We start from the raw sequence: 18,188 nt of genomic DNA, 5'->3' as shown, positions 1-18,188 counted from the left end.
ACATAGATTTTATGTGTGTAAAAAGGAGGTAATAAAAGAAATATATTTCTTTGACACAGATAGTGCTATGTGTATTTAAATTAAGTGAAACGCCTTTTTTTTAAGTAAACAAAAGCTATGTCTCTATGTGTTAAAACAATTATGCTTAATCAATTTTATTTTTAAGTATTTATTGAAGTTATAAATGCTAATAATTCTTCATTATTTAAAATAAAATCAGGAGCGGATTTTTCGATTGCATTATTGGGCATAAAAGGCATATCTGCAGCAAGAGGATTCTGAACTACAATAGTTCCTCCCGAAGCTTTAATTCTTTTTAAACCATAAGTTCCGTCTGCGTTTGAACCTGATAATAAAATTCCAACTAAAGTTTCTTTATAAACTTCTGCAGCAGATTCAAACGAAACATCTATACTTGGTCGACTATAGTTTACTTTCTCTGAAGTATCGAGAGAAAGTGTTTCGTTATTTTCGAATAATAAATGATAATTTGAGGGCGCGATATAAATAAATCCGGGTAAAAGCGGCACTTTATCTTCAACAGGTTTTACGGCAACTTTTGCTTTTAAAGCGATTAGATCTTCTAATGTTTGATCGTCAGTACTTTTTCTGTGGACTACGATTACAATCGCAAAATCATTTAGTTTATACAATTCCGGCAAAATTTGCATTAAAGCATTCAAACTTCCTGCAGAACCGCCTATTATTACAACTTTACAGCCTGATATTATTTTACTTTCCTCCATATTTTCTCTTTATCCAGCTGTTTGTATTTGCCCGTATCAATCGAATACTTAATAGTTTCCTTTGTTCCAAGCGCTAAAAATCCTAAAACAGCCAAACTTTCATCGAATAAATTAATAACTCTTTTTTGAAGATCATTATCAAAATAAATCAAAACATTTCGGCATAAAATCATATCAAATTCATTGAATGAAGTATCGGAAACCAAATTATGTTGTGAGAAAACCATTTTTTCTGCCAGTTCTTCATTAAACTTAGCGATACCATAATTGGCAATATAATAACTCGAAAAGTCTTCTTGTCCGCCCGCATTACGATAATTCTCTGAGTATTCTTTCATCATTCGCAAAGGGAAAATACCTTTTTTGGCGGTTTCTAAAACCGTAGCATTTATATCAGTTGCATAAAGCAGTGATTTATGAAGTAAACCGGCTTCTTTGAGCATAATTGCCATCGAATATACTTCTTCGCCCGTAGAACAACCTGCGTGCCATAATCGTATAAAGGGTTTTGTACCTAATAATGGTAAAATCTCCTTGCGCACAACAGCATAAAAAGCAGGATCACGAAACATTTCCGTCACATTGACCGTGATTTCGTCTACCATTCTTTTATAATATTCCGGATCATACCGAACTTTGGAAAGAAATTCATGAAAATGTTTAAATCCATCTAACTGAATTACTCTGGTAACGCGCCTTTTTAAGGAAGCTCTGGAGTAACTTCCAAAGTCAAAACCATAATATTCGTAAACATCATTAATAAGCGTTTCTAACTCGATATCCTCAATCATAATTCGTTCAAATTTTGCTCAAAATAAGCAGTAATTTATCTACATCAACGGGTTTAGAAATATATTCGTCTGCTCCCGCTTCCAAACATTTTTCTTTATCGCCTACCATCGCCTGAGCAGTTACCGCAACTACAAAAGTGGATTCTCTTGACGGAATCTTTTTTATTAACGGAATAGCTTCATAACCATCCATTTCCGGCATCATCATATCGATTAAAACACCATCTATGATTTCATCAGATTCTAATAATTTCAAAGCTTCCTCAGCACTTAAACAAGACAAACAATCGAATGACTTTGCACGTAAAGTGTTTTCTAAAGCAAAAATATTTCTAGAATCATCATCAATAATTAAGAGTCTTTTTTTATTCATTTTCGTCTTCTTTTTAAAGTTTTTTTGTCACGGTTTTTTGCCACGAATTGCACAAATTTTCACTAATTCCAAATAAAGAAATTAAATAATCAATTTGTGCAATTCACAACAAAATTCTTCCTTCTATAATCTTGTTTCTATAATCTTGCTTCTTGCTTGTATAATCTTTCCTCTACAAATAAAACTCTCTTAAATCTTATCATAAAGCCAAACTCGCAATAACGACAGCAACTGATCAATATCAACAGGTTTTGTAATATAATCTGAAGCTCCAGCTTTAATGCATTTTTCTCGATCTCCCGTCATCGCTTTTGCCGTAACAGCAATTACAGGCAGGTTTAAGAATTTAGGCATCGTTCTTATTTTTTCTGCCGTTTCATAACCGTCCATATTTGGCATCATCATATCAAGCAAAACAACATCAGTATCAGGATGTTCAGCCAATATTTTAATCGCTTCTTTACCATCAAAAGCCGTGATAACATTCATTTTAAAAACTTCTAATGCTTTTGTCAGCGAATAAATATTACGAACATCGTCGTCTACAATCAAGACTTTTTTCTCGTGTAGAATATTGTTCAGTAAATTTAGCTTTTTATAACTTTCCTTTTTGTCTTTTACGTCTTTTTTATCTTCGACTAAATGAAGGAAAAGCGAAACTTCGTCAAGCATTCTTTGGTACGAATGCGCCGTTTTTACGATAATAGAATCCGCATATTTCTTAATTTTCACCTCTTCTTTCAGCGATAAACTTTTTCCTGTAAACACAATTACCGGAAGATTCTCTAATCCAGGGCTTTTCTTCACACCTTCCAAAATCTCATAAGCGTGTTTATCCGGAATTCCCATATCGAGAATTACACAATCAATTTCGGTTTTATTTAAAGCTTCTAAACCTTGAGAAACCTCGCTTTTTATCTCCGAATTAATATTATAAGTTTCTAAGAAAAAAGCCAATGCTTTTGCATGTTTTGGATTATCTTCGATAATCAAAACCTTTTGAGCTTCTTTATTTATAATATGTTCGATTCTCAAAAACACATCCGGAATTTTGTCAAAAGCAACCGGTTTGTCTAAGAAATCTACGGCGCCTTTTAGCAAACTTTCCTGTTTCAATTTATGCGAAGACATAATATGAACCGGAATATGCTTGGTTTCGACATGATTTTTTAATTCTTCCAGAACTTCCCAACCGCTTTTTATTGGTAATTCGATATCCAATAGAACGCCAACAGGTCTATAAAGCAATGTAAAATTCAAAGCATAATCGCCTCGCACGGAAACAACGCCTTTATAACCTTTTTTTCTGGTGAAAGCCAAAAGTGATTTTGCGAAATTGATATCATCTTCAACAATCAAAATAACTTTATCACCTGCTTTAATAGAATCTCTGTCGTCTTCGATTTCATCAGGAATCGTAGCGCTTAAATACTTATTTTTAGTCGTAGGTTTTTCTTCAGCTTCAACTTCAGTAAATTCTGTTGGAGGAATTTTATCGACATTAATTTTAGTAATCGCAGATCCAAACACCGGAAGACACAATGTAAACGTACTTCCTTCTTTGACTTTACTGTGCAGAATAATTTCTCCTCTAAGCAGTTTTGCCAATTCTCTACTGATTGATAATCCTAAACCAGTTCCGCCATATTTACGTTTTGTAGAACCGTCAGCTTGTTGAAAAGCTTCGAAAACCAAAGGTTGTTTGTCTAACGGAATTCCGATTCCAGTATCTTTTACAATAAAGCAAATGATTTTATCGTCGTCAGTATTGATTTTAATTTCTAAACTTACCGTACCTTTTTCTGTGAATTTAATTGCGTTCGAAATCAGGTTTTTCAAAATTTGTTCCAAACGCATTTTGTCTGTTTTAATAACAATTGGTGCGTCTTTAGAAATAATTTCGAATGTAATTCCTTTCTCTTTTGCCACTAGATTGAACAAATTCCACAAATTATCAGTGATTTCTTTTGTAGAAACGTCAAGGAATTCAAGCTCCATTTTTCCTGCTTCAATTTTAGATAAATCCAAAATTTCATCAATTAAGCCCAATAAACTGTTTCCGGAACTCTGAATCACTTTTGCAAATTCAATTTCCTCAGCAACCATGCTTTTGTTATTATTTTCAGAAAGCAAACGGCTCAAAAGCAAAATCGAATTCAAAGGCGTTCTTAATTCATGAGACATATTCGCCAAAAACTCTGATTTGTAACGTGTCGTAAGTTCCAAAGCTTCTGATTTCTTCTGAATTTCATTGTTTTTTTCTTCCAATAAAACACTTCTTTCAGATAATTCTTCATTCGTTTGCTCCAACTCTTCTTGTTGCACTCTAAGTTCTTCTTCAGAAGCCTGAAGTTTCTCCGTTTGTGCTTCCAATTCGGCGTTAATAGCTTCCAATTCGCTATGTTGTTGCTGAAGTTCCTCAGATTGAGCTTTGGTTTCTTCTAACAATTCCATCACTCTTTTTCTGTTTTGAGTCGATTTAATCGCGATTCCGATATTGTTCGAAACCATTTTTAAAAACTCCAAATGCAACTCCGAAAAACCATAAATACTAGCCAATTCAAGTGCGCCTTCACTTCTGTTATCTATTAACGGAATTGCCACAATATGAGTTGGTTTTATTTGTCCTAAAGCATAATTTATCTGAATATCATCCGGAGATAAAGTCTTTAATTCTAATATTTTTCCGGAAGTAATCGCCTGACCAATTAATCCTTCGCCTTTTCGAATACGTTCTCTGTTTTTGCTTGGAATATAACTATATCCGCCCGAAACAAAAAGCTCGTTATCTTCAAGAATATACAAAACTCCCGCGCTGCTATTGGTATATTGACAAACAAATTCAATAACATCTTTTGATAGTATTTGCAGCGTTTTATCGCCCAACATTACTTTATTTAGACTGGCAATACCAGTTTGAAGCCATTCTTTTTGAGATAATAAATCGAAAGAGCTTTTTAACGAAACTCCCATATTATTCAGTGATTCACCAACGCTTCCCAAAGCATCAGATTTAGTATCGTCTACGCGAATGTCATAGTTTCCAGTCGAAATATTACTTGCAATACTGCTAATTACTTCGATTCTTTCTTCCGTTTCGCGATCTTTTTTCTCCAATTCACTTTGAAGTAAAGCACGTTCATTAAAATCTTTTAAAATGCGAATTAAAAAAACAATCGAAATCAAAAACGCAATAATAAAAGCAACAATAATCAAAACAATACTATACGTTCCGTAACGCTCAGAATTTTCGTTTCTTTCTTTTAAAAGGCTTTGTTCTGTGCTTTCAATTCTTCTAATATTCGCACGCAAATCATTCATCATATTTCGCCCTTCATTGAGATCAAACACAACGTTGTTCTTGCCCAATCGCTTTTTGACGATTTGATTATTCAGGTATTTAAAGAAACTGGCACGAAGTTCTTTTAGCTCTTTAAGCTCCTTTTGCTGCGATTCATTATCAACAGTAAGCTCTGTTACTTTTTCAAAATAACCGTTAGATTTTATTTCAGCATCATTGTATCTTTCTACAAATTGCTCATCTCCGGTTATTAAATAACCACGCATACTTGTTTGAGCCTCAGTAATAATCGCCGAACCTTCGTTCAGGTTATAAATCACTTCCTGAGTATGGTTTACCCAAAAATTACTGCTTAATAAGCTTTTAATGCTCAAAAAAGAAGCCGTAGAACTGATCATCAAAACCAGTAAGGAAACGGAGGAGCTTATTAATAAATTCCTTTTAAAATTACTCTTCATATATTTTTTTGTTTCAGGTGTTTTCTTGTTTTTTTTGGTATTTTGTTTCAGGTTTTCTTTGTTTCAAGTTTCAAGTTTTACACTTTGTGTTGTTTTGAAATTGTCAAATCCTGTATGTTTTTTCGCCAGAGATTACGATGATTTAAAAAAAATCTGTGTAAATCCGTTTAATCTGTTTCATCCGTGGGCTTCCTTTTATTTATTCATATTTCAAAGGCAATATTATAATAAAGCTTGCGCCCTTTCCTATTTGACTTTTTGCTGTGATTAATCCGTTATGTTTTTCGATTATTTTTTTGGCTATAGCCAGACCAATTCCCGTTCCTTCATAAGATTGACGATCGTTTAAACTCTGGAAAATGATAAATATTCGATCCAGATAAATTTCATCAAAACCAATTCCGTTATCTTTTACTATGATTCGGCAAAATTTCCCTTCCGGGGAAGTTGGACTGTCAAATGATTTATTTGAAATCAATTCAGAAGTAATTTCGATCAACGGATGTTCAGCGTTTCCGGAGAATTTCAGAGCATTTCCAATCAAATTCTGAAAAACCTGCCTCAATTGACTCGGAATACTATCTATTGTAGGCAATTCGCTGGTTTTTATCGTAGCATTTTTTCTTTCGATCAAATAATCAAAATCCGAAAGTACTTCCTGCAAAACAACATTCAGGTCCGTAACTTCAGGTTTTACCTGCGATGATAATCTCGAATATGCCAAAAGATCAGTAATTAAAGTCTGCATTCTTTCCGCAGATTTAATCGTTCGGTCAACATAATCAACCGCTTTTGCGTCATCGGCAAGATAAAGTTCTTTGATTATTTTTATAAAGATTTGAATTTTTCGGATTGGTTCATTCAAATCATGCGAAACTACCCAGGAAAATTGTTGTAGTTCATGATTTTTCATCTCTAATTCTTCGTTTTTCAAAACCAGTTCTTTGGTTCTTTCAGCGATTTTGATTTCGAGATTATCCTGAGCTTCTTTTCTAATTTTGATTTCTTTAGAAAGAAGGTCTTTTATGCCTTTTAATTCGTTTTGCTGTTCGTAAATCTTAATGAATGTCTTTACTTTCAACATCAGCAAATCAGTATCTACAGGCTTTGTAATGTATTCGACCGCACCGGTTTCATATCCCTTGAAGATGTATTTCTTTTCGATATTAAGCGCCGAAAGAAATATAACCGGAATATCTTTTGTTCGTTTGTTGCCAGACAGAATTTTTACAACCTCAAAACCATCAAGTCCAGGCATCTGAACATCCATTATGATTAAGCAATAGTTTGTTTTGAGGATTTTCTTCAGGGCTTCTTCACCCGACTCGGCAGTGTCTACATCGATATTATGCAGTTCTAACGTTTTTTTTAAGGCAATAATATTTGCCTTTATATCATCTACGATTAATACCATGCTGTTGTGGGGTAATAAAGCATTAGGGTTAAAATTATTGTTTTTTCGGAAATTATTCCTTGAAAATGTCATTTAAAAACAGCTGATCCTATTTTTAAATAACGTCGGATAAACCCTCAAATTTAGGAAAAATAATTTTAGCCCATTTTTATTCAGAATAAAAATCGTTACATAATTCCCATGTTTGAGTCTATTTTATACATTCAATTTTATTGCGATAATCTTTAATTTATATCAGTCAATATCTCTCGGAACCTTTATCTACCTTAGAATTAGATTATTCGCTAAAATTTAATATCATGAAAAAAATAAAGACATTCCCAGAACAAAAACAAGAACTTCCGGGTCATGAATATAAAATGAATCCCGAACCCGAAATTATTAGAGAAAACTACGTTGGAAGCGGAAAACTTCTGGGAAAAGTTGCTTTTATAACTGGCGGTGACAGCGGAATTGGCCGAAGTATTGCTGTACATTTTGCAAGAGAAGGTGCTAATATTGCGATTGTTTATCTAAAAGAAGACAAAGATGCCTTGAAAACAAAGGAACTTATAGAAAAAGAAGGTCAGCAATGTTTGCTAATAAGCGGCGATTTAAAAGACGAGAAATTCTGTAAAAGTGCTGTGAAAACCTGCCATTCTTTCTTTAAAAAATTAAATATTCTGGTGAATAATGCGGCGATACAATTTCCGCAAAACGAAATCGAAAAAATAACCGCTGCACAACTACATAAAACGTTCGAAACCAATATTTATCCCTATTTCTATATTACAAAAGCTGCATTGGCTTTTCTAAAAGAAGGCGATACTATTATCAATACAAGTTCGGTCACAGCGTATCGTGGCAGCGAACATCTGGCTGATTATGCAAGTACAAAAGGCGCGATTGTGAGTTTTACAAAATCATTATCTACAATGTTAGTCAAAAGGCAAATACGTGTAAATGGCGTTGCTCCCGGGCCAATATGGACACCTTTGATTGTTGCTACTTTCGATAATTTAGCAGATTTCGGAAAAAACAATCCTATGGAAAGAGCCGGTCAACCTTCAGAAGTTGCTCCAGCTTATGTGTTTCTCGCGTGCGAAGACAGTAGTTATATCACCGGACAATTTATACATATAAATGGCGGAGAATTGGTGAGTGGATGATTTTTTTGTTTCAAATTTCAGGTTTCAGGTTTCAGGTTGTTTTGCGACTGTGACTAAAAAACCTTAGAACCTCAGAATCTAAAAACCTTAGTGCCTTAAAAAAAATGAACTTCATAGATATCATCGGTCTTTTTGCAGGAACTTGCGTTACCATCTCAGTTATTCCTCAGATTTTAAAAGTCTGGAAAACCAAGAAGGTAAAGGAGATTTCGCTCAAAACATTCGGAATTCTGACTTTCGGAATCTTGATATGGATAATCTATGGCTTTTTAAAAAATGACTTGCCAATAATAATCACAAACAGCGTTTCTCTATTCTTGAATTTGATTATGATTTATTTTATTATTTACTACGAAAAAGAGTGAGCGAGAAAGGTTTTTAGATTCTAAGGTTCTGAGGTACTAAGTCGCTAAGAAACTAAGTCTTCTATCTTTGCCAAAGTTTAAAACTTTGACAAAGGTCTACGCGCAAAAAAAAGAAAAAAATCCGTTTTAAATCCGCGTCTTCGCTTTAGCGAATCCGTGTCATCCGCGTGCTAATTTCGCGTTTACAGCAAATAAAAAAAAACAGCCCGTAAAAGCTGTTTTTTTCGAAATAAAGAAGTGTATTTAATGCTTGTTAGCTAACTAATTTTTGATTGAATGGCTTATAAGATAAATGGTATTTTTCTTTGAAAATACGAGGCAAATAGTTTCGGCTAGCTAATCCCGCAGTATAAATTACTTCTGTAAGATTCATATTTGATATTCTTCTGATTTCGTTTATTGGTTTGATTGCCAAATTTAAAATTTGATCAAACGTTTTTAAGTAATTATAACTATGTTGGGCTATCTCTAAGTCTACAATTTCTTTGAGAATCAGTTTTTTGACTAAATTTCTAACGATTCCTTGTTGCGGAAGCGTTTTTAATTCTTGCCATTTTTCGGCAACTTTAAAACTTTCAGAAGCTACATAAATATAGTTTCCGGTTTCATTTGTAAACCTTTTTTTCAAATCAGTGATTAATTCCTGGTTCTCCTCTGCTCCTAAATTTTCTGTTGGAACTCCAATCAATGAAAACTGAATATGTTTGTGACTCTCAAAAGACAAAAGACTGTTTACCAATGAAGTATTATTCAAAATACCGGTTTGATTCTTTGAAAGACTCTTTTTCTCTCCATTTATACCAAAACTATGTGTCAGATTTCCTTTTTCGCAATGCGCAAAAAATATCGGCGCAGACTGAAAAGATTCTATACTTAAATTTACATCACAATTAAATATAAGATCAAAAGTCAAATGCGACATTCTGTTTTCAAAACAAACGCCTGTAATTGTTCCTTTTGCCCATTTCGACTTAATAGCCAAATTATATTCATTGTTATTGGTAGTCAATTCACCATTGAAACTATCTTTAAGATCGTTAAAAATAGCGTCAAATCCTCCTGTATTTAAGTAAAGTTTTTTCATTTTGGTTCAGTTTAAATAAAGTGGTTAGTACTTATTTACGTACAAAAAACAACTTTGGTTTTTATTGCATTTCTATAAGTCAAATTTCGTACTTATTGCAAATCAAACCCTTATACAATTTCAGAGAGATATTTCATAATTATTATTACTAATGAGATAATGTGTCAATTAGGTAATTTGATAATGTGCCAATTAGATAATTAGATAATTGTGAAATGTGATGAATTGTGAATTGTGAAATGTAAAACCTGCTAATGCGAAGAATCAAAATTTAAGCATTCAGTAAATTATCTAATTGACTAATTATCTAATTGACACATTTTTACCTTAGAACCTTAGCAACTCAGAACCTAAGAACCTCCCCAAAAAAAAGCAGCTGCTTCAGATAAATCTGAAACAACTGCTCCCCAGCAAAATAAAAAATACTTCTCTATTTTATTTTATGTAAGTTCGTTGATATCGGCGTTTTTAGCGTAATTCGCTTTTGGGATATCTTTAAAAAATTCGGCTTCTTCAAGATCTGCTGTTGGTCCGTATCCTAATAAATGCGTTCCTTTTTTTTGATCTTTCGTTTCGATGACATATAAAATCGACATATCATCCGGATCACTCATACCTTCATATCGATGATGCGCCACGATATATATTTCGTCAGGCTGATAAGCATATTTAGTTTCGGAATCTAAAAGCGATCCATCTGCAAATAAATAGTTAGTTGTATAGCCTTCGTCTTGGTACTTTTTTATATAGTCGGTTTCGTGTTTTTGCTCTCTTTTCATGATTTTATTCCGTTTAAGATTTCCTGAATCTATTGTTTATTCAAATTTCAGGATTGAATCCAAATAAAATTAACTCAATAGATTTAATTATTAGCTCATTCAAAAATTGACTGGAAATCATTAAGATATTTTACTAATTTTAACAATTCTCTAATTCCTTAGAAAGTTAGAATAGCTTATCAATACCAAAATATAACCTTAGAATGAGTACAAAAAATCAAGATTTCCTGGCAAACGGAGGCGAAATGGGCGCATTAACACGTGCAAAAGATTGGAGTAAAACTCCGGTTGGAAGTGTTGATTCCTGGCCGCAAAGCTTGCGTACAACTATGGGAATTCTTTTGAACTCAAAATTTCCGATGTTTTTATTTTGGGGACCGGATCATATTTGTTTTTATAATGATGCATATCGTCCAAGTCTTGGAAACGACGGAAAACATCCTGCAATTTTGGGTCAAAAAGGTGCCGAATTCTGGTCTGAAATCTGGGATTTTATAAAACCTTTGATCGATCAGGTTCTCACTCAAGGTGAAGCTACGTGGCATGAAGACCTACTTTTACCCATATATCGAAACGGAAAAATGGAAGATGTTTACTGGACTTTCAGTTATAGTCCGGTTAGTAATGATGAAGGAAAAATTGGCGGCGTACTTGTAATTTGCAACGAAACGACGGATAAAGTAAATATTCTAAAAAAGCTAGAAGATAGTAATGAACGTTATCGAAACAACATTCTTCAGACGCCAAATGCGATGTGCATTTTTAGAGGAAAAGATTATGTTATCGAAATTGCCAATGAATTAATGCTTGAAATCTGGGAACGCAAAATAGACGACGTAATTAATAAACCCGTTTTTGAAGCCTTACCAGAAGTCACAGGTCAAGGTTTGGAAGATATTCTGGAAAACGTTTATACAACCGGCGAGAAATTCATGGCGTACGAACTTCCTGTAAAATTAACCCGAAAAGGCAAAATCGTAAATACGTTTATCAATGTAGTTTATGAAGCTTTAAAAGAACCGGACGGAACGATTTCGGGAATTGTGGCAATTGCAAATGATGTCACGCTTCAGGTGATTTCCCGCAATGCAGTTGAAGAAAGTGAAAAACGATTTAAAGATACTGTAAAACAGCTTCCGTTAGGAATTGCGATTCTTAGAGGCGCTGATTTAGTTGTTGAAATGGCTAATGCAACATACTTGCAAATTGTAGATAAAACCGAAGAAGAGGTTTTGGACAAACCCGTTTTTACTTCTGTTCCTGAAGCCAAAGATACTGTTTATCCATTGCTATCAAAGGTTTATCAGGATGGAATTCCATATTATACTGATGAATTATTAGTTACTTTAAACCGTTATGGACGACAGGAAAATTGTTATTTTAATCTTGTTTTTCATCCGTTAAGGGAAGAAGACGGCAGCATATCCGGCGTTATAATTGTGTCGCATGAAGTCACAGAAGCTGTAAAAGCAAAATATCTCCTGACAGAAAGTGAAACTGCTTTTAGAAAACTTGTAATGGACTCTCCTATTGCGATGGCGATTTTTAGAGGCAAAGATCACACGATTGAATTGGCCAATAATACGATGATGAAAACCATCTGGCAGAAGAAGGAAAATGAAGCTATTGGTATACCATTACTTGAAGTTTTCCCGGAATTGCAAGGACAAAAATATCCAGAACTTCTTGATGAAGTTTTGTATAAAGGAAAAATTGTCAAAGAAAAAGAAGCGATTGCTTATGTTGATATCAAAGGAAAACTTCAAAAATTTTATCTTGATTATCAATACACACCATTGTTTGAAAAAGAAGGCAAAATATCTGGCATTATGGTTACCGTAAATGATGTTACAGATAAAGTCAAAGCGCGTAAAAAGGTAGAAAATGCAGAACAAAGAGCTCGTCTCGCAGCCGAAATTGCCGAAATCGCAACTTGGGATTTGAGTGTTCCAAATCAGAAATTAATATATTCTGAGAATCTACCGACTATTTTTGGTTTGGAGAAAGGTGTAAAAGTAACGCGTCCGCAGATTTTAAGCCAAGTATATCCAGAGGATCTTCCTATTTTAGAAAAAGCTTACACAAGAGCGCTTAAATCAAGTATTTACAAATACGAATGCCGTATTATCAAACCTGACGATTCTATCGCGTGGATTAGGGCGCATGGTAAAATATTTTTTGATGAAAATAAAGATCCTATCAAAATGATTGGAACCGTAATGGATATTACTGATGAAAAAGAAGGTCAGGAAATTTTAATGAAAAGTGAGCAAAAATTCAGGCTTTTGGCCGATTCTATGCCACAATTTGTCTGGACAAGCGATGCTTTGGGAAATCTGAATTACTTTAACCAATCTGTTTACAGCTTTTCAGGTTTAGACAAAGACGATATTGACAAACATGGCTGGCTGCAAATTATTCATCCTGATGATCGCGAAGAGAACGTAAATACGTGGATGGAATCTATAAAATCCGGAAATGACTTTTTGCTAGAACATCGTTTTCGTCGTTTTGATGGTGCATACAGGTGGCAATTAAGTCGCGCCATTGCTCAGAAAGATTCAGAAGGAAAGATTCAGATGTGGGTTGGTACAAGTACTGATATTCAAGATCAAAAGGATTTTACCAATCGATTGGAAAAAGAAGTTCATGAACGAACGGAACAGCTTGAAATTAAAAACAGAGATTTGATCAATATGAATATTGAACTTCAGTCTTTTGCTTATATCTCGAGTCATGATTTGCAGGAACCACTTCGAAAAATTCAGACTTTTGCCAGTAGATTGGCGGATTTAGACGAGCAAAATATTTCGGCGAATGCCAAAACTTACTTAAGCCGAATAGAATTTGCAGCAAAAAGAATGCAAACTTTGATTCAGGATTTGTTAACGTATTCAAGAACAAATTCGGCAGAAAGAGTTTTTGTGACCGTTAATCTTGATGATATTGCTGAGGAAATTACAAGCGATTTTTCAGAACGCATTGAAGAAAAAAATGCTCAAATCAATTTTCAGCCTTTGGGTGAAGTAACTGTAATTCCGTTTCAATTTAGACAATTATTACATAATTTGATCGGTAATGCGTTAAAATTCTCCCGAAAGGACATTGTGCCAGTTATAGAGATTAAAGCGGAGAGAATCAAAGGAAATAACCTAAAACAGCCTGTTGATTTTCCGGATAAGATTTATTATCATCTAAAAATTTCTGATAACGGAATTGGCTTTGATCAAGAATACAAGGAACGCATCTTTGAGGTTTTTCAACGTTTAAACACTGAAACTGAGTTTGCAGGAACTGGAATTGGTCTTGCTATCGTTAAGAAAATCGTTGAAAATCATAAAGGAATTATAACTGCAAATGGCGAAAAAGACAAAGGTGCCACTTTTGATATATACATTCCTGAATTACAGTAGTTTATTTATTCAAAAGCAATTTGTAAAATTTATTTAAACACATAGAAACATAGGTTTTTATGTTCGAAAAAGAATAACTTTAAAGAATCAAATTCTTTCACATAGCTGTTATTGTGTGTTTTAGATAAATAAAAACCTTACTTCGGATCAGTACAAAAACCTGTAGAGAAACATAAAATATTTTGTATTGAATAATCATTTTAAACGCAAAGCACGCTAAGATTTTTATCTAATTAGTATTTTTAAAAACACAAAGTTCGCAAAGCTTTGTGTTGATTTAGCTTTGCGAACTTTGTGTTTTTATAATTATTCGTTTACGACTTATAAACGAAGTCTTTTTCGCCTGGATCGAATTTATCCCAATCGATTTCAATTGCGTGTTCGATAGATTTTACGATATCTTTCATCAAAATAGGTTTTGTGATGAAGTAACTTGCGCCTAGATTTCGGCACTTTTCAATTATACTTGGCTCATTTGAAGTAGAGAAAATAATAACCGGAATCTCATTTTTTTCTTCAGAATTTTTAAGTTCGGTCAAGACATCAAAACCATTTTTACCCGGCATATTCAAATCCAGAAAGACAACGTGAGGCGTTGGCGGCGGATTGTAAATTGCATTCAATAGCTTTTCTCCCCCAGTATAAGTCTGAAGCTTTATTTTTTTTGGTAATGATTCGACGGCATCTGAAAAAATGCTCAAATCGTCTTCATCATCATCGGTGTAAAAAATAGTTAATTCAGTCATATGGTATTGTATAAATGGGGTTGAAATATTCTCCAAATATAACTATAATATTCTGTTTTAATTCGGGATGTAAGAAATTTAAATTGAAATATAGTAAGTTTTAAAGCAAATTCTATAACCAAAAAAAATATAAATACCCCAACTTTACCATTCTTAAGTTTTAAATGAAGCTAACTATTCTATAACTCAAAAGATGAGTTATTTAAGAAATTAATTTTAAACGAATAACTAACTAAAAATTATAAAGTCATGGGAGATCATAAAGACCTTACGAATGAGTTTGCTGTAGATAAAATAAAAGATCTGGCAGCAAATATAAAAACATGTATGTTTTGCACTTACAATGATTACAGATTGCTATCACGTCCAATGTCTGTTCAGAAAATTGATGATTTGGGACAGCTTTGGTTTCTATCAGACCGAAACAGCAGTCACAACGCCGAAATCACGCTGAATCCTCAGGTTGAGATTTTCTTCTCTGAGCCACACGACAAATTCCTGACGCTACACGGAACGGCAAGTATTTCGTACGATCGCGAAACAATCAAAGAATTATGGGATCCAATTGTTAAAGTCTGGATGCCTGGCGGTGAAGACGATCCAAACTTAAGTGTTATCAAAGTAGTTCCGGAAGACGGTTATTATTGGAATAATAAAAATGGGAAAATGACCGCAATTGCAAAAATGGCAATCGCTTTAGTAAGCGGTAAAACCATGGACGACGGAATTGAAGGAAACTTGAAATTGCAGAGTTAAGAGCTTAATTGCGAAGAATTGTTTAACCGCAAAGTTCGCAAAGAAAAAAACGCAAAGGTCACAAGGTTTAATTTTTTTGTGTTCTTTGCGTTTTTTTCTTTGCGAACTTTGCGGTTATTTTTTTTTACCTCATCATTTTCTGCAACTCCAAAGCATTCAGAATTCCTGCTTCACTTGCGGTATTATTAAAATATATAAACGCTGATTTTAAATTAGTTTCATTCTTTATATAAAGTAATTCTTCAAGTGAATAACTCGAGTAAAACATCTTTGGTTTTCCGTGAAGTCTAATATAAATCAACGGAAAATCTTTAAAAATTGTATCTGGTAATTGCGGGTGACTTACGCTGCAAAACGTGATATTATGCTTCAAAAAAGCATCCCAAACTTCTTGATTCCACCAACTTTCATGGCGAAATTCGACTACATTTTTGAATTTTAAGTCCAAATTGCCAATAATCTGATGGAGTTTTTCAGAACTAAAGTGATAACTCGGCGGAAGCTGAAATAAAACACATCCTAATTTCTCTTTTAAGCCTGTTTTACAAACTTTATAAAAGTCAGAAATTAGCGTTTCACAATCTGTAAATTTTCTAATATGAGTGATTTCTTTTGGTGCTTTTACCGAAAAAATAAAATTTTCCGGTGTCTTTTTGTACCAGTTTTCAAATATTTTTACCGTTGGAAACCTATAAAAGCTTCCGTTGAACTCATACGTGCTAAAGTACTGGCAATAAAACTCAAAGAACCCTGAACCAGACAAATTGTCAGGATAGAAAATTCCCTTCCAAAACCGATTATTGTAACTTGAACATCCTATTAAAACTTCATTTTTCATAAATGTAATTTTTGACAGTTAGTACAGAAAAAACTTCTGCGATTTCTCCTTCCCGTATGCTCTTTTTTCATCGGAAGATTACATCTTAAACAAGTTGTTTTTGTATAAGCCAACCAATGTTTTTTCAATTCGTGGTTTTTCTTCCAATGCAAAAATTCAAAACTATAAATCGAACATTCCTCAATAATTTGCTTTAAATCTTTCTTTGGAATTTTACCAACCAAAGATTCGGGATGAATTCTACAACGATACAAAACTTCATTTTTGATAATATTCCCTACTCCTGCAAAAATGTTCTGATCTAAAACGGCATCACAAATCATCTCATTCGAGATTTTATCCAGACTTTGTTTTGCTTTTTCAGGGCTCCAATTTTCGTTCATCACATCTTCTTCCCAATCATAAAGTGCGTTAATATCACCTTCAAGGATTTTGATTGAACAGGTATAAAAGTTAAGTTCTCCGTTCTTAAAAACCATACCGAGTCTTGGCTCAGTTTCCTTGCGCTCGTTAACGCGATAAGTGCCAAACATGAGCATATGAATTTTGACTGTAAAACCTTCGAAACATATTAAAAAATGCTTTCCCCAGGTTTTAAACTCGAGAATCGTTTTACCGCTAAGCCTTTGTATATCAATGCTGCTATTTCCGGAAACCGAAATCACTTTCTGTCCGGTAAATTGCTGCACTTCTTCTTTTAAAATCACTATTGACGGACCTTCTGGCATAATATTTTCTTTTATAAACTAAAAAAGTGCCACTTAAAGTCGCACTTTCTTAGTTGTTATTCTGTAATTAATCTGCTTCTGCAGCTTCAAGATTTACTGCGTCTACGGCAATAATGGTCAATTTTTTGTCGGCGCCTTTTTCTTCTTCAAGCGTTTGTTCTAACAAAGTGGCAACTTCGGCCCAGCCTAATGTTTCTGCAAATTGTCTTAAAGTTCCGTAAGTAGCGATTTCGTAATGTTCGATTTTTTGTGCTGCTGCGATAATACCTGCATCACGTACAACCCCAATTTCAGTTTCTTCAATAATCCCCTTGCCTTCTTCGATTAAACCTGCCATTGCATCGCATTTTTTTGCGGTTGGTTTTTGATCAATAAGTTCAAAAACTTTCTCTAATCGAATGACATGTTCTTCGGTTTCGGTCAAGTGAGCGTTTAAAGCCTCTATTAAGTCCGCTGACGTCGCATTTTTGGTCATTGTAGGGATTGCCTTCGTTAGCGCTTTTTCGGCCCAATAGATGTCTTTTAATCCATTTTCGAATAATTCGGTTAATCCGGATGCTGCATCTGATTTTGGTTTTGTTGCTCCTTTTTTTACTTCTTGTTTCGAAGTAGTTGCTTTTTTACTATCAGTAGTTTTCATGGTAATAATTTTAGATGATTAATATTTGATAAAATTACCCACTTGATTATCAGACTAGTTATATCATTATAAACTAAAATTGCATTCTAAACACCTGTATATTATACAACGACATTTTAGAATTCTGTAAGACTTTTTTTTGTTTTGTAAGATAGATTTGTATTGTTGAAAATTAAAAAAACATACTAAAATGAAATCACATACTACAGATACTATTTATCAGGAAGCGATACTTTTTTTTCATAAACAATATCAAAAAGGGCATTTAGACGTAGATACTGCAATTCTTATTGATAATGCGATTGATAATCTTCTGAAAAAAGATAGTATTACGAGAAACGAAAATATTCCGAATGAGGAACGAGTTATAGATGAAGATGATTTTATCGAAAAAACGGAGCAAGATGACAACAATCTTCCTGAACCAAACGATTTTGACGAGGAAGAACATATCGAAGACGAAGATCATTTTGATGACGATGATTTAGAAAGAAATGACAATTAGTATTTTTGAATTAGTACTATAAATACACTAAAAAGACTGTTATGTATTAACGGTCTTTTTTTATGTAGAAAACTCATCTTCAACAATTAATCATCTGTTAATT

The 18,188-nt window shown here is 33.6% G+C and carries 16 protein-coding genes; 5 read left to right on the top strand and 11 right to left on the bottom strand.

The window, feature by feature from the left end:
• Nucleotides 1-161: 161 nt before the first annotated feature.
• From WN975_RS03735 to WN975_RS03715, 5 genes are all read right to left on the bottom strand, one after another.
• Nucleotides 162-746: a chemotaxis protein CheB gene (locus tag WN975_RS03735; protein ID WP_337965278.1), complete on the bottom strand. Its 585-nt coding sequence runs from the start codon at nt 744-746 to the stop codon at nt 162-164.
• Nucleotides 728-1,537 (bottom strand): protein-glutamate O-methyltransferase CheR, encoded by an 810-nt coding sequence (locus tag WN975_RS03730; protein WP_337965277.1) that lies wholly within the window; start codon nt 1,535-1,537, stop codon nt 728-730. Before WN975_RS03730 ends, WN975_RS03735 begins: the two co-directional genes overlap by 19 nt.
• Before the next feature lie 7 nt (nt 1,538-1,544).
• A complete protein-coding gene (locus WN975_RS03725) occupies nt 1,545-1,910 on the bottom strand; it encodes a response regulator (protein WP_337965276.1) in 366 nt (121 codons plus the stop codon).
• A 189-nt stretch (nt 1,911-2,099) separates the two neighbouring features.
• Nucleotides 2,100-5,669, bottom strand: coding sequence for a response regulator (locus WN975_RS03720; RefSeq protein ID WP_337965275.1), 3,570 nt, complete (start codon nt 5,667-5,669; stop codon nt 2,100-2,102).
• 199 nt (nt 5,670-5,868) lie between these two features.
• Nucleotides 5,869-7,083, bottom strand: coding sequence for a response regulator (locus WN975_RS03715; RefSeq protein ID WP_337965274.1), 1,215 nt, complete (start codon nt 7,081-7,083; stop codon nt 5,869-5,871).
• Nucleotides 7,084-7,382: 299 nt separating this feature from the next.
• On the opposite strand from WN975_RS03715, the gene WN975_RS03710 reads away from it, so the two are divergent.
• Nucleotides 7,383-8,231 carry an SDR family oxidoreductase gene (locus tag WN975_RS03710; RefSeq protein ID WP_337965273.1) on the top strand — a complete coding sequence of 283 codons (849 nt, stop codon included), beginning with the start codon at nt 7,383-7,385 and terminating at the stop codon, nt 8,229-8,231.
• A 104-nt stretch (nt 8,232-8,335) separates the two neighbouring features.
• On the top strand, nt 8,336-8,596 hold the full coding sequence (locus WN975_RS03705) for a SemiSWEET transporter (RefSeq protein WP_337965272.1): 261 nt from the start codon (nt 8,336-8,338) through the stop codon (nt 8,594-8,596).
• A 253-nt stretch (nt 8,597-8,849) separates the two neighbouring features.
• On the opposite strand, the gene WN975_RS03700 is transcribed toward WN975_RS03705, so the two are convergent.
• Together WN975_RS03700 and WN975_RS03695 are read right to left on the bottom strand one after the other, a co-directional pair.
• A complete protein-coding gene (locus WN975_RS03700; RefSeq protein ID WP_337965271.1) occupies nt 8,850-9,680 on the bottom strand; it encodes a hypothetical protein in 831 nt (276 codons plus the stop codon).
• A gap of 440 nt (nt 9,681-10,120) precedes the next feature.
• Complete coding sequence (locus WN975_RS03695) at nt 10,121-10,459, bottom strand: hypothetical protein (protein ID WP_337965270.1); 339 nt, start codon at nt 10,457-10,459, stop codon at nt 10,121-10,123.
• Between the two features lie 203 nt (nt 10,460-10,662).
• Between WN975_RS03695 and WN975_RS03690 the strand changes: the two genes are divergently transcribed.
• The gene (locus WN975_RS03690) at nt 10,663-13,872 is read left to right on the top strand and encodes a PAS domain-containing protein (RefSeq protein ID WP_337965269.1); all 3,210 of its coding nucleotides are present in this window, start codon (nt 10,663-10,665) and stop codon (nt 13,870-13,872) included.
• A gap of 314 nt (nt 13,873-14,186) precedes the next feature.
• Here WN975_RS03690 and WN975_RS03685 read toward each other — a convergent pair whose 3' ends face one another.
• Nucleotides 14,187-14,618 carry a response regulator gene (locus tag WN975_RS03685; protein WP_337965268.1) on the bottom strand — a complete coding sequence of 144 codons (432 nt, stop codon included), beginning with the start codon at nt 14,616-14,618 and terminating at the stop codon, nt 14,187-14,189.
• Nucleotides 14,619-14,867: 249 nt separating this feature from the next.
• Here WN975_RS03685 and WN975_RS03680 point away from each other — a divergent pair, with 249 nt between their 5' ends.
• A complete protein-coding gene (locus WN975_RS03680) occupies nt 14,868-15,374 on the top strand; it encodes a pyridoxamine 5'-phosphate oxidase family protein (RefSeq protein ID WP_337965267.1) in 507 nt (168 codons plus the stop codon).
• A gap of 124 nt (nt 15,375-15,498) precedes the next feature.
• Here WN975_RS03680 and WN975_RS03675 read toward each other — a convergent pair whose 3' ends face one another.
• The 3 genes from WN975_RS03675 to WN975_RS03665 all read right to left on the bottom strand — a co-directional run bounded on the left by WN975_RS03675 (nt 15,499) and on the right by WN975_RS03665 (nt 17,580).
• Nucleotides 15,499-16,212 (bottom strand): DUF72 domain-containing protein, encoded by a 714-nt coding sequence (locus tag WN975_RS03675; RefSeq protein WP_337965266.1) that lies wholly within the window; start codon nt 16,210-16,212, stop codon nt 15,499-15,501.
• Nucleotides 16,209-16,940 carry an endonuclease gene (locus WN975_RS03670; RefSeq protein ID WP_337965265.1) on the bottom strand — a complete coding sequence of 244 codons (732 nt, stop codon included), beginning with the start codon at nt 16,938-16,940 and terminating at the stop codon, nt 16,209-16,211. The genes WN975_RS03675 and WN975_RS03670 overlap by 4 nt, the downstream gene beginning before the upstream one ends.
• Before the next feature lie 67 nt (nt 16,941-17,007).
• Nucleotides 17,008-17,580, bottom strand: a complete 573-nt coding sequence (locus WN975_RS03665; RefSeq protein ID WP_337965264.1) for a ferritin-like domain-containing protein — start codon at nt 17,578-17,580, stop codon at nt 17,008-17,010.
• 190 nt (nt 17,581-17,770) lie between these two features.
• Here WN975_RS03665 and WN975_RS03660 point away from each other — a divergent pair, with 190 nt between their 5' ends.
• Nucleotides 17,771-18,085, top strand: coding sequence for a hypothetical protein (locus WN975_RS03660; protein WP_337965263.1), 315 nt, complete (start codon nt 17,771-17,773; stop codon nt 18,083-18,085).
• Nucleotides 18,086-18,188 lie beyond the last annotated feature (103 nt).

This window comes from uncultured Flavobacterium sp. (genome assembly GCF_951805225.1).
Taxonomy (GTDB): Bacteria; Bacteroidota; Bacteroidia; order Flavobacteriales; family Flavobacteriaceae; genus Flavobacterium.
Note: the sequence above shows the minus strand (reverse complement) of the source record. Positions and strands in the feature narration are given on the sequence as shown.

Bases quoted from the DNA above. Each gene is read 5' to 3' on its own strand.
- WN975_RS03735 (WP_337965278.1), bottom strand. From the start codon at position 746: ATGGAGGAAAGTAAAATAATATCAGGCTGTAAAGTTGTAATAATAGGC.
- WN975_RS03730 (WP_337965277.1), bottom strand. From the start codon at position 1,537: ATGATTGAGGATATCGAGTTAGAAACGCTTATTAATGATGTTTACGAA.
- WN975_RS03705 (WP_337965272.1), top strand. From the start codon at position 8,336: ATGAACTTCATAGATATCATCGGTCTTTTTGCAGGAACTTGCGTTACC.
- WN975_RS03685 (WP_337965268.1), bottom strand. From the start codon at position 14,618: ATGACTGAATTAACTATTTTTTACACCGATGATGATGAAGACGATTTG.
- WN975_RS03710 (WP_337965273.1), top strand. From the start codon at position 7,383: ATGAAAAAAATAAAGACATTCCCAGAACAAAAACAAGAACTTCCGGGT.
- WN975_RS03715 (WP_337965274.1), bottom strand. From the start codon at position 7,083: ATGGTATTAATCGTAGATGATATAAAGGCAAATATTATTGCCTTAAAA.
- WN975_RS03720 (WP_337965275.1), bottom strand. From the start codon at position 5,669: ATGAAGAGTAATTTTAAAAGGAATTTATTAATAAGCTCCTCCGTTTCC.
- WN975_RS03675 (WP_337965266.1), bottom strand. From the start codon at position 16,212: ATGAAAAATGAAGTTTTAATAGGATGTTCAAGTTACAATAATCGGTTT.
- WN975_RS03700 (WP_337965271.1), bottom strand. From the start codon at position 9,680: ATGAAAAAACTTTACTTAAATACAGGAGGATTTGACGCTATTTTTAAC.
- WN975_RS03660 (WP_337965263.1), top strand. From the start codon at position 17,771: ATGAAATCACATACTACAGATACTATTTATCAGGAAGCGATACTTTTT.
- WN975_RS03680 (WP_337965267.1), top strand. From the start codon at position 14,868: ATGGGAGATCATAAAGACCTTACGAATGAGTTTGCTGTAGATAAAATA.
- WN975_RS03695 (WP_337965270.1), bottom strand. From the start codon at position 10,459: ATGAAAAGAGAGCAAAAACACGAAACCGACTATATAAAAAAGTACCAA.
- WN975_RS03725 (WP_337965276.1), bottom strand. From the start codon at position 1,910: ATGAATAAAAAAAGACTCTTAATTATTGATGATGATTCTAGAAATATT.
- WN975_RS03670 (WP_337965265.1), bottom strand. From the start codon at position 16,940: ATGCCAGAAGGTCCGTCAATAGTGATTTTAAAAGAAGAAGTGCAGCAA.
- WN975_RS03690 (WP_337965269.1), top strand. From the start codon at position 10,663: ATGAGTACAAAAAATCAAGATTTCCTGGCAAACGGAGGCGAAATGGGC.
- WN975_RS03665 (WP_337965264.1), bottom strand. From the start codon at position 17,580: ATGAAAACTACTGATAGTAAAAAAGCAACTACTTCGAAACAAGAAGTA.